The 13663-nt window shown below is 51.4% G+C and carries 12 protein-coding genes; 6 read left to right on the forward strand and 6 right to left on the reverse strand.

Features of this window, described 5'->3' with window-relative positions:
- Positions 1-120 precede the first annotated feature (120 nt).
- On the reverse strand, positions 121-1338 hold the full coding sequence (mlc, locus tag AB1E22_RS21210; protein WP_367597195.1) for a sugar metabolism global transcriptional regulator Mlc: 1218 nt from the start codon (positions 1336-1338) through the stop codon (positions 121-123).
- A 117-nt stretch (positions 1339-1455) separates the two neighbouring features.
- The gene (locus AB1E22_RS21215; RefSeq protein WP_367597196.1) at positions 1456-2364 is read right to left on the reverse strand and encodes a LysR substrate-binding domain-containing protein; all 909 of its coding nucleotides are present in this window, start codon (positions 2362-2364) and stop codon (positions 1456-1458) included.
- Positions 2365-2463: 99 nt separating this feature from the next.
- Here AB1E22_RS21215 and AB1E22_RS21220 point away from each other — a divergent pair, with 99 nt between their 5' ends.
- From AB1E22_RS21220 to AB1E22_RS21235, 4 genes are all read left to right on the forward strand, one after another.
- The gene (locus tag AB1E22_RS21220) at positions 2464-3714 is read left to right on the forward strand and encodes an MFS transporter (protein WP_367597197.1); all 1251 of its coding nucleotides are present in this window, start codon (positions 2464-2466) and stop codon (positions 3712-3714) included.
- 74 nt (positions 3715-3788) lie between these two features.
- Positions 3789-5273: a carboxypeptidase M32 gene (locus AB1E22_RS21225; RefSeq protein ID WP_367597198.1), complete on the forward strand. Its 1485-nt coding sequence runs from the start codon at positions 3789-3791 to the stop codon at positions 5271-5273.
- Between the two features lie 150 nt (positions 5274-5423).
- On the forward strand, positions 5424-5819 hold the full coding sequence (asr, locus tag AB1E22_RS21230; RefSeq protein ID WP_367597199.1) for an acid resistance repetitive basic protein Asr: 396 nt from the start codon (positions 5424-5426) through the stop codon (positions 5817-5819).
- Positions 5820-6076: 257 nt separating this feature from the next.
- On the forward strand, positions 6077-6883 hold the full coding sequence (locus AB1E22_RS21235) for a trypsin-like serine peptidase (protein WP_367597200.1): 807 nt from the start codon (positions 6077-6079) through the stop codon (positions 6881-6883).
- A gap of 35 nt (positions 6884-6918) precedes the next feature.
- On the opposite strand, the gene mdtI is transcribed toward AB1E22_RS21235, so the two are convergent.
- Together mdtI and mdtJ are read right to left on the reverse strand one after the other, a co-directional pair.
- The gene (gene mdtI, locus AB1E22_RS21240; protein ID WP_367597201.1) at positions 6919-7248 is read right to left on the reverse strand and encodes a multidrug/spermidine efflux SMR transporter subunit MdtI; all 330 of its coding nucleotides are present in this window, start codon (positions 7246-7248) and stop codon (positions 6919-6921) included.
- Positions 7235-7609 carry a multidrug/spermidine efflux SMR transporter subunit MdtJ gene (gene mdtJ, locus AB1E22_RS21245; RefSeq protein ID WP_367597202.1) on the reverse strand — a complete coding sequence of 125 codons (375 nt, stop codon included), beginning with the start codon at positions 7607-7609 and terminating at the stop codon, positions 7235-7237. The genes mdtI and mdtJ overlap by 14 nt, the downstream gene beginning before the upstream one ends.
- Before the next feature lie 511 nt (positions 7610-8120).
- Here mdtJ and AB1E22_RS21250 point away from each other — a divergent pair.
- On the forward strand, positions 8121-9155 hold the full coding sequence (locus tag AB1E22_RS21250; RefSeq protein WP_367597203.1) for an AI-2E family transporter: 1035 nt from the start codon (positions 8121-8123) through the stop codon (positions 9153-9155).
- A gap of 55 nt (positions 9156-9210) precedes the next feature.
- Here AB1E22_RS21250 and pptA read toward each other — a convergent pair whose 3' ends face one another.
- Together pptA and AB1E22_RS21260 are read right to left on the reverse strand one after the other, a co-directional pair.
- The gene (gene pptA / locus AB1E22_RS21255) at positions 9211-9441 is read right to left on the reverse strand and encodes a tautomerase PptA (protein ID WP_064558029.1); all 231 of its coding nucleotides are present in this window, start codon (positions 9439-9441) and stop codon (positions 9211-9213) included.
- A gap of 46 nt (positions 9442-9487) precedes the next feature.
- Positions 9488-10291 (reverse strand): arylamine N-acetyltransferase family protein, encoded by an 804-nt coding sequence (locus tag AB1E22_RS21260; protein ID WP_367597204.1) that lies wholly within the window; start codon positions 10289-10291, stop codon positions 9488-9490.
- 111 nt (positions 10292-10402) lie between these two features.
- Between AB1E22_RS21260 and AB1E22_RS21265 the strand changes: the two genes are divergently transcribed.
- Positions 10403-13486: a beta-galactosidase gene (locus tag AB1E22_RS21265; RefSeq protein ID WP_367597205.1), complete on the forward strand. Its 3084-nt coding sequence runs from the start codon at positions 10403-10405 to the stop codon at positions 13484-13486.
- The last annotated feature ends 177 nt before the right edge of the window (positions 13487-13663 follow it).

Below are 13663 nucleotides of genomic sequence, written 5' to 3' on the forward strand. Positions count from 1 at the left end.
TGACTCCCAAGGTAATGCTCAAAGTGATTAAAAATTGAATAGTTCAGGAGTGAAAGTCTAAAAGAATAGTGATTTGACCAGTTTGAGATAGCGCAATTTTTAGTGCATCAAGCAATAACATTACCCTTGCAGCAGGCGAATCAATAACGAACCGTTATACATTGCGTCTTTTACCAGCGCCGCCCCCGCCATGGTTCCACGGTGGTTATACTGGGTGCCTTCAACGATCATATGCTCGCTATAGGCCGGTAATGCCTGCTGGCGAATACAGTTGGTAATGGCGGGATGCAGAATATCTGCGGCTCGGTTAAGGGGCGAACCTATCAGAATTTTTTGTGGATGGAACAGATTAACCATAATCGCAAGGATACGACCAACATTGGTGCCGACGCCTAAAATGATATCTTTCGCCAATAGATCGCCGCTTAGCGCCGCGTCGCAGAGCGATTCTACTGTCAAAGGTTGTTCATGCAGCATAGAGCCCATCGACTGGCTCATCCTGAGCTGAGCGAGTTCCAGAATACTGTCGATGCTGGCGATGGTTTCCAGGCAGCCGTGATTCCCGCAGTAACAGCGTTTGCCGTACGGGTCGACTTGCGTGTGGCCAATTTCTACCAGGCTGCTGCTGCCCGCATGAAGCAAGCGCCCATCGGTGATCACGCCTGCGCCGACGTTATTATCAATGACCACCTGAATGACATCGCGCGCACCTTTTGACGCACCAAACAGCCCTTCGGCCATCGTCCAGGCGCTGATGTCATGCTGAATATAAACCGGCACGCCGGTGTAATTTTCCAGAATTTCGCCCAACGGCATATCGCAGACTTCATAAAACGGCATGCGATGAACGATGCCGCGTTTGGTGTCGATAATGCCCGGCATGGTTATGGCGATGGCGGTAAGGCGTTCAAGTTTTTGCTGATGGCGGATAAAAAATTGATCGATCTGCGCGATGATGCGCTCGACGAGCGGCTGTGAACTTTCCACCGCCAGCTCAACCGCGTCTTCGACAATCATTTTGCTACTTAAATCGTGCAGGCCCAGCGAGATCTCCCCGCGGCTGATACGCACCGACAAATAGTGCCAGGCTTCCGTTTCCAGCATCAACCCGACCGCAGGCCGCCCACGGCTACCGGGATCTTGAATTTCCGTTTCTTGCACCAGATGGGCTTCGATCATTTCACGAACAATTTTCGTGATGCTGGCAGGCGCGAGCTGCGCCAGGCGAGAAAGATCGATGCGCGACACCGGACCATGGGTATCAATCAGACGATAAACAACGCCCGCATTGGTCTGTTTAATCTGATCAATATGGCCCGGTTGGCTATCAGCAACCACTTGCGACTCCCTTTATTTTCGCGCTTCGAAATAAACTTTGGGCTATGGTGAAACACTTCAACCTGAGGAGTCAAATATTTACGTAGGGTTGTGATTTACCGCACATATTAGAGCGGTTTAATCCTCTTTTAAGGTCGTTATTGACTCGGTAAGCAATGCCGAGATTCTGCGTGCGGCTGCCGAAAGCTCACGGTGCTTCGGCCACACCAGCCACATTTCCGATTGCGCTTCGGGTTCTTCAATTGGCAGCCAAACTACGTCAGATAACCGCACGCGTTTAAACGAGGCAGGAAGTATCGAAACGCCTAATCCCGCCGATACCAGGCCGATTATGGTCATCGCCTCGCCCACTTCCTGAGTGATGTAAGGCGAGATTCCGTGGCGCGTCAGCAGACTGAGAATATCGTCATACAGGCCCGTTCCAACGTGCGGGTCGAAAAAGACAAACGGCTGATTCGCCAGTTGCTGCAATGAAATCGCAGAGCATTGCGCCAGGGGATTATCACGATGTACCATCGCCAGCAGCGGCTCTCGCAAAACCAGACTCCAGGCGAGCGTATCCGGAAGCCGGGTGTTGCGCATTAAACCGAGCTCCAGCTCACCGTCATTCAGCGGCGCGATTTGTTCGCGGGTGTTGATCTCTCGCATTTGCAGATGCACATCCGGGTAGCTCCGCCGAAATGTCGACAGGCTATCCGATACCGCTTTAATAAACGGTGCCGATGAAGTGAAACCAATGCGCAGTTCGCCTGTTTCCCCCTGATGCAACCTGGCGGCGCGCCCTGCCGCCGTTTCTACCTGGCTTAAAATCTGCCGTGCATCGACCAGAAACTGACTGCCCGCCGCGGTCAGGCTGACGCTCCGGTTGGTGCGCGCCAGTAAACGTGCGCCAATTTGTTGCTCAAGCATTTGAATTTGTTGGCTAAGCGGAGGCTGGGAAATACGCAGTCGGGCAGCGGCCCGGCCAAAATGTAGCTCTTCGGCGACCGCCACAAAATAACGCAGATGGCGCAATTCAATATTCATACGTTAAACATATCAATTGAGATTATTAATATATTAGACAGAACATTCACAATTTTCTACTCTGAAAATAAGCCATCAAAACCGCATTAAGGACCTATTTTGAGCCGTACAACCCTCGCCAACACCGCCCCGGCAGACGACGTTGACGATAGCTATTCTCCCCAGACTGCCGTCTACATTAAACGTGGCTCGCCCCAGTTTATGCGTGTCACTCTGGCGCTCTTTTCCGCAGGGCTTGCGACTTTTGCACTGCTTTATTGCGTCCAGCCGATATTGCCCATTTTGTCTCATGAATTTGGTGTGTCGCCTGCCAGCAGCAGTATTTCTTTATCGGTTTCGACCGCAATGCTGGCCATTGGCTTGCTCTTTACCGGGCCACTTTCCGATGCCATCGGGCGCAAACCGGTGATGGTAACCGCGCTGCTCCTCGCCTCAATTTGTACGCTGCTCTCCACGATGATGACCAGTTGGCACGGGATTCTGGCGATGCGCGCCTTGATTGGCCTGTCGCTTAGCGGCGTGGCCGCCGTGGGCATGACCTATCTGAGCGAAGAAATTCACCCAAGCGTGGTGGCGTTTTCGATGGGGCTTTATATCAGCGGGAACTCTATCGGGGGCATGAGTGGCCGGTTGTTAAGCGGCGTGCTGACGGACTTCTTTAACTGGCGCATTGCCGTGGCGGCGATTGGTTGTTTCGCGCTCGCCTCAGCATTAATGTTCTGGAAAATATTACCGGCATCAAAACATTTCCGTCCGGCTTCGTTGCGCCCGAAAACGCTGTTTATTAATTTCCGTCTGCACTGGCGAGACCAGGGATTACCGCTGTTATTCGCGCAGGGATTTTTGCTGATGGGGGCATTCGTCACCCTGTTTAATTACATCGGCTATCGCCTGATGCAGGGGCCGTGGTTTTTGAGCCAGGCGGTGGTAGGGTTGCTTTCAGTGGCCTATTTGACCGGCACATGGAGTTCACCCAAAGCCGGAGCAATGACCGCAAAATTTGGCCGGGGCCCGGTGATGCTATTTTCCACCGCCATTATGCTGCTCGGTCTGATACTCACTCTCTTTTCACCGCTCGCGGTTATCTTTGGGGGGATGCTGCTATTTTCTGCCGGATTCTTCGCCGCGCACTCGGTTGCCAGCGGCTGGATTGGCCCGCGCGCGAAACGTGCCAAAGGGCAAGCCTCGTCGCTCTATTTGTTTAGCTATTATCTGGGTTCAAGTCTCGCGGGGACGCTGGGTGGCGTGTTCTGGCATCAGTTTGGCTGGACGGGCGTGGCAACGTTTATTGGCTCCCTTTTAGTGATCTCATTACTGGTGGGCACCCGTTTGCATCATCGCGCACATTAACCCCGTTACGGCCTCGTGTTCGGGATGGCTTTTTGCTATTTTCGCATGCGTAAATCATCTCTTCACGAGGCTCTATGGAAAAGCAAAACTACAATCACCTCACCCGCACCTTCCAGCGTCTTTCACGTTTCGGGCATCTTTCAGCCATCGCTGGCTGGGACATGTTCACCAATATGCCCCCAAACGGCAGCACCGCACGCGGCGAAGCGCTGGCTGAACTGAGCGTTTTGCAGCATCAAATCCTGACCGACAAAAAAATCGCCACGCTGCTGCAGGCGGCTGTCCAGGAAAACCTGAATGACGTTGAACGCGCAAACCTGCGTGAAATGACCCGTCAATATCAGGAAGCTATTTTGCTGCCCGCCTCGCTGGTGGAAGAGAAATCTTTGGTCGGAACACGCTGCGAGCATGGCTGGCGTACACAGCGCCCTGCCAACGACTGGCAGGGTTTTGCCGCAAACCTGAAAGAAGTGGTTCGCGTAAGTCGTGAAGAAGCCACGCTGCGCGCCGATGCTAAAGGAAAATCGAAATACGATGCGCTGCTGGACATTTATGAGCCCGGCATGACCTGCGAAAAACTTGATGTATTGTTTGGCGATCTGCGGACCTGGTTGCCAGATCTGCTGCAAAAAGTTGTTGATAAGCAAGCGAAAGAAACGGTGATTGCACCCGTCGGGCCTTTTGCCACTCACGACCAGCGTGAATTGGGTCTCGAAACCATGAAGCTGCTCGGCTTTGATTTTAACGGTGGCAGGTTGGATGTGAGTGCGCACCCCTTCTGCGGTGGCGTACCGGAAGATGTGCGTATTACCACTCGTTACGATGAGTCCGATCTGGTCAGCGCCTTGTTTGGCGTGATCCATGAAACCGGTCATGCACGCTATGAGCAAAATCTACCGCGCGAATGGCTCGGTCAGCCGGTAGCCCTGGCGCGTTCTACCGCAATTCATGAATCACAAAGCCTGTTCTTTGAGATGCAATTAGGGCGTAGTAAAGAGTTTCTCAAATTGCTGTTACCGAAGGTCACCGCCCGATTTGGCGCACAACCGGCGTTTGGAACCGCAAACTTTATTGCCGTGAATCAGCGGGTTGAGCGCGGATTTATTCGTGTGGACGCCGATGAAGTCAGCTATCCGGCTCACGTCGTGCTGCGTTACGAAATTGAACGTGCGCTTATCGAGGGTGATATTGAAGTCGAAGATATTCCGGCACTGTGGGATGAGAAAATGCAGCACTGGCTGGGGCTGTCTACTAAAGACAACTACCGCAACGGCTGTATGCAGGATATTCACTGGACGGACGGCGCGTTCGGCTACTTCCCGTCCTACACGCTCGGCGCAATGTACGCAGCCCAACTGTTCAATGCCGCTAAACTCGCGTTGCCGCAGCTTGGGAGCGATATTTCGGAAGGAAACTTCACCGCGCTATTCGATTGGTTACGCCAGAATATCTGGCAGCACGGCAGCCGATTCACCACCGCTGAATTGATCACCAATGCGACGGGCGAAGATCTTAACCCGTTGTATTTCCGTAAGCATTTAGAAGCGCGTTACCTTTAAAGACGACGAGCCGGGGAATCCCCCCGGCTTTGTACAATCCGTTACACGCCGATACCAATCACTCACTGAAGCCTTTGATCCACAAGTCTATAGTTCATCTCAACGGCCCCGCAGTGGGGTTCAAACATAAACAAATTCGAGGATGTCGAGATGAATAAAGTATTAGCTCTGGTTGTTGCCGCTGCAATGGGTCTGTCTTCTGCTGCTTTCGCTGCTGAAACTACTGCGGCTCCGGCTCCTGCGACAACTTCTGCTGCGGCTAAAGCACCTGCTGCAAAAACCACTCACCACAAAAAACACAAAAAAGCCGCTACCGAGCAGAAAGCTCAGGCTGCTAAAAAACACAAAAAAGAAGTGAAGAAAACTGAAGCAGCAAAACCTGCTCAGACTGAACAGAAAGCTCAGGCCGCTAAAAAACACAAAAAAGAAGTGAAGAAAACTGAAGCGGCTAAACCTGCGCAGAAAGCTCAGGCGGCTAAAAAGCACCACAAAAAACCTGTAGCAAAAACTGAAGCTGCAAAACCTGCAACTCAGCCAGCTGCATAAGGTTGTCGGGATTATCCCGAAAGCATAGCCACACAAAAAACACCCGGTTCGCCGGGTGTTTCTTCCGGAGTCTGGATGATGTTGCGACGCTATAGTTTTGAAATCATCCTCACGCTGCTCATTCTCTGCGGCCTTATTACGCTAAGCTTCTGGCTTTAATGACTTTTCACTCCCACTTTTTGTGCGACCCGTCTATAGTTAGTCCATTCGTTGGGTTTATATAACAAACATAATTAATCGCCCCATTAGAGAGTGATATGCGCAAAAAAGTTGTAATGCTGTTAGGAATACTGTGCTTTTTACCCGCCCTTTCCCACGCCGATGACGAGAGCGCAGCCGACGTCAAAACGCTGTTTTTTGGTAAGGATGACCGCACACGTGTTGCCGACCCTTCATCACCCCCGTGGGACGCCATTGGCCAGCTTGAAACGGCCAGCGGTAATTTGTGCACCGCAACATTAATTTCCCCCCATCTGGCGCTAACCGCCGGGCATTGCCTGCTACAACCGCCACGTGGAACGCCTGATAAGGCCATTGCATTGCGTTTTGTTTCCCACAAAGGAAATTGGCGCTACGAAATTCACGATATTCAGGGCCGGGTTGAATCGACGCTAGGACGCCGACTAAAAGCCGATGGTGAGGGTTGGATCGTCCCTCCCGGTGCGGCTCCACACGATTTTGGTCTGGTTGTGATTCACAATCCGCCATCGGGTATTACGCCGTTGCCGCTGTTTGAAGGTGACAGAGATGCGTTAACAGAAGCGCTTAAAAAACAGAATAGAAAAGTGACGCAGTCGGGATACCCCGAGGATCATCTGGACGATCTCTACACCCATAACGACTGCGTGATTACCGGCTGGGCGCAAAAAACCGTACTCTCACACCAGTGTGATACTTTGCCCGGCGATAGCGGTTCACCGTTGATGCTAAAAACAGATAACGGCTGGCAGTTGATTGCGGTTCAGAGTTCGGCCCCGGCGGCGAAAGACCGTTATCGCGCGGATAATCGCGCCATTTCCGTTACCGGTTTTCGGGATCAGCTTGAAAGCTTAGCCAGTCAGTAATTTTCCCGCCCGGCATCACACCGGGCGGTTCTGTATTACGCAAACTTAATGATGACCATACCCACCAGCAATAAAATCAGCCCTATCCAACCTTTTCGATTAAGCCGCTGACCAAACAAAATCCAGCCTGCCGCAACGGTTGCGATGATTCCGAACCCGCCCCACAGCGCGTAAGCGACCGAGAGTTCAATGCCTTTAACCGCTTGTGACAACGCACTAAACGCGGCCAGCACGGCAAAGAGCGACAGCACGCCATAACCAAAACGCCGGAAGCCATCAGAGTGTTTAAGGAAGATGTTGGCGACGATTTCCAGCACGATAGCCACCAGCAACCACAGCGCGTGAATCCATTCAAACGACTGCATGTTCCCTCCCTTTCTGCGGCTTTTTAGGCGTTGCTTTTTTAGCGCTGGTACCAGATTTAATCAATGCGATACCGACAACCAGCGTGGTCAATCCAATTATTTTTAGCGGTGAGATTGACTCGTCAAACAGCAACACGCTGAATAGGGTAATGAATAAAATACCGATCCCTTCCCACATGGCATACGCCACGCCAAGGGCAATTTTTTTAACCGAAAATGAGAGTAAAATATAAGACAGAGTGATCATGACCAGCATGAAAATATAACCGAGATTATCATCACTGACGCTCGACCATTTCATTGATAACGTGCCGGTTATTTCTGCAAGAATAGCGAGGGCTAATAAAATCCAATAAAACATGATTTCTCTCCTGATAGAGAAAATAGTCGTACCAAAGCCTGAACTGCGCTAAAAATAGCCAGAGGCTTAAATGAGATAGATTTTTTCCTTCATCATTCGAGCTATATCTCGGCTCTGAGTGAGCTCAGCCAGCAAGAGACAGCCTGAAGAATAACGGGAAAACAGGAGAGCGGATCTACAGCGCGTTACGCCAGTGTTGTTCACCGGAAAGCGAGAAAGCTGAAGAAAAAGAGGGATCTTGATGGGGTACTGACGTTCTGAACAGCTTGTTCGTAAGCATAATGTCCATAGTTTTCACAACGTATCCGCGGTGTTGCTTCTCATCAGTTGCGGATAGTAAATTGTCCTCGGTAGTTAAACACGCTGAATTTGTATCATATTTCATGATGTGTCTGCCTCCCCTTTTCAATTCTTTACGAAGTGACAGCAGAAAATAACGATGTATTCCTCCTTTTGTGATCCGTATTATACCCGGCATGAGGGAGTCGATTATTTACGGAGAGTGGCAATAATGGCCAAACCGATTATTACGTTAAGCGGATTAAAAGTCGTAATTATGTTGGGGATGTTAGTAATCATCCTGACCGGTATAAAAGTGGCCGCTGATATCATCGTGCCCTTTATTCTGGCGTTGTTTATCGCCATCATCCTTAACCCGATGATACGCCGCCTTGAGCGTATTCACGTGCCACGCGTGCTGGCGATTACCTTTGTTATTTCAGTGATTATCTTCCTGATGGCACTCCTGCTCGCCTATCTGGGCACCACGCTCAATGAGCTGACCCGTACGCTTCCCCAATATCGCACATCATTAATTTCTCCTCTGCAAACCCTGGAGCCGTGGCTGCAACGCGCCGGGATTTCCGTATCTGTCGATGAGCTGGTGAAATATATCGACCCCAACGCGGCAATGACCATGGTCACTCGTCTTATCACACAGCTTTCGAACGCCATGACATCCATCTTTTTACTGTTGCTGACCGTGGTATTTATGCTGATTGAAGTCCCGCAATTGCCGGTAAAATTACAGCAGTTGATGTCGCGCCCCGCAGAGGGAATGGGTGCCATTCAACGAGCGTTAGATAGCGTAAGCCAGTATCTGGTGCTGAAAACCGTTATTAGCCTGGTGACCGGTCTGGTGGTGTGGATTCTGTTAGCCCTGTTGGATGTGCGATTCGCTTTTGTATGGGCCCTGCTCGCCTTCTCCCTCAATTACATTCCGAATATCGGCTCGGTTCTGGCGGCAATTCCTCCGGTGGCGCAGGTACTGGTGTTCAGCGGTCTTTATGATGCCTTGCTGGTAGTGGCGGGTTATCTGGCCATCAATCTGGTGTTTGGCAATATTCTCGAACCGCGCATGATGGGCCGCGGACTGGGCTTATCGACTCTGGTAGTGTTTTTATCGCTGATATTCTGGGGCTGGCTGCTGGGGCCTGTGGGAATGTTACTCTCGGTGCCGCTGACTATTGCAGTGAAAATCGCCCTGGAACAAAACGAGAATGGCAGAAGTATCGCGGTTTTATTGAGTGATGTGACGAAAAGCTAAAAGCTGCTGTTCAATGGAGAGCCATTCCCGGATTGGGAGCGGCTCTGCGATCAACTTACAGGGTGTAGCCCGGTTTTTTGGCAAGCGTATCAAGCGCCGGGGCGATCTCTTTGTCGTAAACATCTTCTTTCCAGCGATCTTTCTGGATGGGCGTTAACGCCACAGACAGCGATTCGTCGGTAGAGTTGAAATGCTTTTTAAGCACGTCGCAAATATCAGCGGCTAACGCTTCTTTCTGTTCATCAGTTAGCTCGCGCGGAAAGTGTTTTACGGTAATGTGCGGCACAGCTTTTCTCCTTTAAACGTCGAATATTTTTTACCTTAACAGATATTCATTTTGGGCAGATAGCAGCAAATTCATCAAAACTGATACCGTGCTGCGTGTGCTTCAGACTCAAACCGAAAACGTCCTGAAGTATCGCATATAACGTGGCTTCATCCGCTGTTTCCAGGCGCTGCTGCCCATCGTTAAAACTACGGTCGTTCAGGGTCATCGTCGTGCCATCGGCATTGTGCAAACACACCATTAAATGATGGCGAAAATGCGAGTCAGGCCAGGTGGAAACATAATGGTTGGCGACCTGAAAATCGCTAAAATATTGCTGTTGCAGATCAAACCGATAAAGCGGCATCCACCCCTCTTGCCGCTTGAAACTCAGTAAGTCATCACCGTCCAGATGCGTCAGGCGATAGACACCATGAGGGGTGGATTGCTCAACGTCGGTTTCCAGGCGCAACGGGCCGGTTAGCGTTTTCCCGCCAAATCCCACGTCCGCTATAAAACATTGCTGGTTTATCATCACCAACAATAAGCGGTGCGTTCGCGGCGGTATCTCTGAAGGCTCGCTTATCAACACTCTGGCGGCTAAATCGACCACCTCGAAGCCAATTTCCAGTAACGCGGCCCGCAATAGCGCATTTTGCTCATAGCAGTAACCTCCTCGCCCGGCGACGATCAATTTTTCAAAAACCTTATCTTCCTCAATATCGATAGTACGTCCCAGTAAAACATCTAAATTTTCGAAGGGGATAGAGCAGGTATGCAGCAGGTGAATACGTTTCAGCGTTTCAAGCGTCGGGGCTGCCACGCCCTTAAAGCCAATGCGGGTGAAATATGCCTGAATATCAAAAGCCATGATCTCAATCTCGTAATCGCCAATCCATTCACTATAAAACGTTTTTTTTATGATGAATGATCGATAATGCCCAAAACTTACCGGAACATTTGCGCCAGAAGGAAACCTGCCATGAAAAACAGACCAATGACGCTGTCAGCCATTCTTGGGCGACGCGACTGGGAAAGCCCTGCCGTTACCCAATTCAACCGAATGCCTACTCACCCGCCGTTTGCCAGTTGGCGTGATGCTCAGGCTGCTCGTGACGATAAAGTTTCTGAAAGCCTGTTAAGCCTGAATGGTGACTGGCAGTTTAATTACTTCATACAGCCTGAGCATGTTCCGGAAAGCTGGCTGGAAAATGATTTACCCGATGCGCAAACTTTGCCCGTCCCATCGAACTGGCAAATGCATGGTTTTGATGCGCCGATTTATACCAACGTCACTTACCCCATTCCCGTTACGCCGCCGTTTGTTCCCGAAAATAATCCAACCGGGTGCTACTCGCTTAACTTTACGGTCGAACAGTCCTGGCTCGACCGGGGCCAGACGCGGATTATTTTTGATGGTGTGAATTCTGCGTTTTACCTTTGGTGCAACGGCCAGTGGATTGGCTACGGCCAGGACAGCCGCCTGCCCTCGGAGTTTGACCTCAGCGACGTTCTCCATGCAGGGCAAAACCGCCTGGCCGTGATGGTGTTACGCTGGTGCGACGGCAGCTATCTTGAAGATCAGGACATGTGGCGCATGAGCGGGATCTTCCGCGATGTGACTCTGTTGCATAAACCTGAAACTCAGATAAGCGATGTACGAATCGCATCGCATCTCAACGAAGAATTTAACCGTGCGGTGCTGGAAACCCAGGTCGTCGTTAAAGGCGCTATCGACAACGATATGCGGGTAAAAGTTGAGTTGTGGGATGGCGAGCAGTGCGTTGGCGAAAGCCTCCAACCCCTGGGCTGTGAAATTATTGATGAACGTGGCTCATATAGTGACCGAACCACGTTCAAATTACCGGTCTGCGCCCCTCTGCTGTGGAGCGCAGAAATCCCTCATCTCTACCGCGCGGTAGTGATTTTGTTGGATAACGCAGGCGAAACTATTGAAGCGGAAGCCTACGACGTTGGTTTTCGTAAGGTCGAAATTCATCAGGGATTGTTAAAGCTCAACGGAAAACCGCTGTTGATTCGCGGTGCCAACCGCCACGAACACCATCAGGAAAACGGCCAGGTGATGGACGCAGAAACCATGCGCCAGGACATCCTGCTTATGAAGCGACATAACTTCAACGCGGTGCGCTGCTCGCATTATCCAAACCACCCGCTGTGGTATCGCCTGTGCGATCGTTATGGTCTGTATGTGGTGGATGAGGCGAATATTGAAACTCACGGCATGGTGCCGATGAACCGCCTGAGCGACGATCCCGTCTGGCTGCCCGCGATGACGGAACGCGTAACGCGCATGGTGCAGCGCGATTATAACCACCCTTCGATCATCATCTGGTCGCTCGGTAACGAATCCGGCCACGGGGCCAATCACGACGCGCTTTATCGCTGGGTGAAATCCGTTGATCCTTCGCGCCCGGTGCAATATGAAGGCGGTGGAGCAAACAGTGCCGCGACCGATATTATTTGCCCGATGTATGCCCGAGTGGACGAAGATCAGCCCTTCCCGGCGGTACCAAAATGGTCAATTAAAAAGTGGATTGGCCTGCCGGAAGAGACGCGCCCGTTGATTCTGTGTGAGTATGCTCACGCGATGGGCAACAGCTTCGGCGGTTTCCATAAATACTGGCAGGCGTTTCGCAAGCACCCGCGCCTGCAAGGCGGTTTCGTCTGGGATTGGGTCGATCAATCGCTGATTAAATATGATGAGAATGGCGAGCCTTTCTCAGCCTACGGCGGTGATTTTGGCGATAAGCCAAACGATCGTCAGTTTTGCATGAACGGCCTGGTTTTTGCCGACCGCACACCGCACCCTGCGCTCTATGAAGCCCAGCAGGCGCAGCAATTCTTCCAGTTCGAACTGCATCGTGAAACCCCGTTACGCCTGGAAATAACCAGCGAATATCTGTTCCGCGCTAGCGATAACGAACGTCTGGTGTGGCAAATTTCACAGGCAGGCGAAAAACTGGCCGAAGGCGAGGCGTTGCTGGAGATCGCCCCAGAAGGCAATCAGACGATTATCTTCAATTCACTTCCGACCATTACCCAAAATGGCGACGTCTGGCTCACGGTAAAAGTTCAGCAAATTCATGCCAACGAGTGGGCCGAGGCCGGGCATATTTGCGCCTGGGATCAATGGCAATTGCCCGGGGAACTGATCGCAGGTACGCCGCCTTTTACGGGGAAAGCGCCGAGGCTTGAAACCAGTCCTTGCCATTTTGATATTCACCTTGGGCTGCATCACTGGCAATTTAAACGGGAAACAGGCACGTTAAATCAATGGTGGAAAGCGCAGCAGCCCGCTCTGTTACAGCCGCTGCAAGATCAATTCACTCGCGCACCGCTTGATAACGATATTGGCGTAAGCGAGGCGGCACGCATTGACCCCAACGCCTGGGCTGAGCGCTGGAAAGCGGCGGGCATGTACCATCTGGAACCACAACTGGAATGCTTCGACGCTCAACAACTGGCAAACGATGTGCAATTGCTGACGGTGCATAGCTGGAAGCACAACGGCAAAACGCTGTTTATCAGCCGTAAAAACTGGCGCATTGATTGCCAGGGAGAATTGCATATCAGCGTTGATATTGAAGTGGCCTTTGGCACGCCACCTCCTGCGCGTATTGGGCTAACGTGCGAATTATCACCAACCGATTCGCAGGTACGCTGGCTGGGTTTAGGGCCGCATGAAAACTACCCTGACCGGAAACAATCCGCCCTGTTCGATAGCTGGCAGCGCCCGCTTACGGATATGTACACCCCGTATGTTTTCCCGACGGAGAATGGCCTGCGCTGCGATACCCAAACCCTGGAATATGGCGACAATCTCTGGCGCGGAAATTTCCACTTCAACATCAGCCGGTTTAGCCAGCAGCAGTTGCGCGAAACATCGCACCGTCATCTATTAACACCTGAAGCGGGCACCTGGCTGAATCTGGATGGTTTCCATATGGGTGTGGGCGGTGACGATTCATGGAGCCCAAGCGTTTCGCCAGACTATCTGCTCGATAAACAGCATTATCACTATGCGCTAAGTTGGGCACGCCGCTAGCCATAGTTTCCAGCGATGGTCTGAGTATTTTCTCAGCCATCGCGGGTTATTCCTCCGTTTGTGAAAAAGTCATTAGCGTCCTTTAACATTTCTGGATAGGATTTAGCGCCCCTTTTTGCCATGACGTTGAATTTATAAAAACGCAGGCAGCATAGCAGGGCTTTCTTAACCAGGAGA

Source organism: Buttiauxella gaviniae (genome assembly GCF_040786275.1).
Classification (GTDB): Bacteria; Pseudomonadota; Gammaproteobacteria; order Enterobacterales; family Enterobacteriaceae; genus Buttiauxella; species Buttiauxella gaviniae_A.

What these genes read in the sequence shown, in the direction of transcription:
- AB1E22_RS21215 (WP_367597196.1), bottom strand. Translation starts at nt 2,364, where the DNA reads ATGAATATTGAATTGCGCCATCTGCGTTATTTTGTGGCGGTCGCCGAA.
- AB1E22_RS21225 (WP_367597198.1), top strand. Translation starts at nt 3,789, where the DNA reads ATGGAAAAGCAAAACTACAATCACCTCACCCGCACCTTCCAGCGTCTT.
- asr (WP_367597199.1), top strand. Translation starts at nt 5,424, where the DNA reads ATGAATAAAGTATTAGCTCTGGTTGTTGCCGCTGCAATGGGTCTGTCT.
- AB1E22_RS21235 (WP_367597200.1), top strand. Translation starts at nt 6,077, where the DNA reads ATGCGCAAAAAAGTTGTAATGCTGTTAGGAATACTGTGCTTTTTACCC.
- mdtI (WP_367597201.1), bottom strand. Translation starts at nt 7,248, where the DNA reads ATGCAGTCGTTTGAATGGATTCACGCGCTGTGGTTGCTGGTGGCTATC.
- mdtJ (WP_367597202.1), bottom strand. Translation starts at nt 7,609, where the DNA reads ATGTTTTATTGGATTTTATTAGCCCTCGCTATTCTTGCAGAAATAACC.
- AB1E22_RS21250 (WP_367597203.1), top strand. Translation starts at nt 8,121, where the DNA reads ATGGCCAAACCGATTATTACGTTAAGCGGATTAAAAGTCGTAATTATG.
- AB1E22_RS21260 (WP_367597204.1), bottom strand. Translation starts at nt 10,291, where the DNA reads ATGGCTTTTGATATTCAGGCATATTTCACCCGCATTGGCTTTAAGGGC.
- AB1E22_RS21265 (WP_367597205.1), top strand. Translation starts at nt 10,403, where the DNA reads ATGAAAAACAGACCAATGACGCTGTCAGCCATTCTTGGGCGACGCGAC.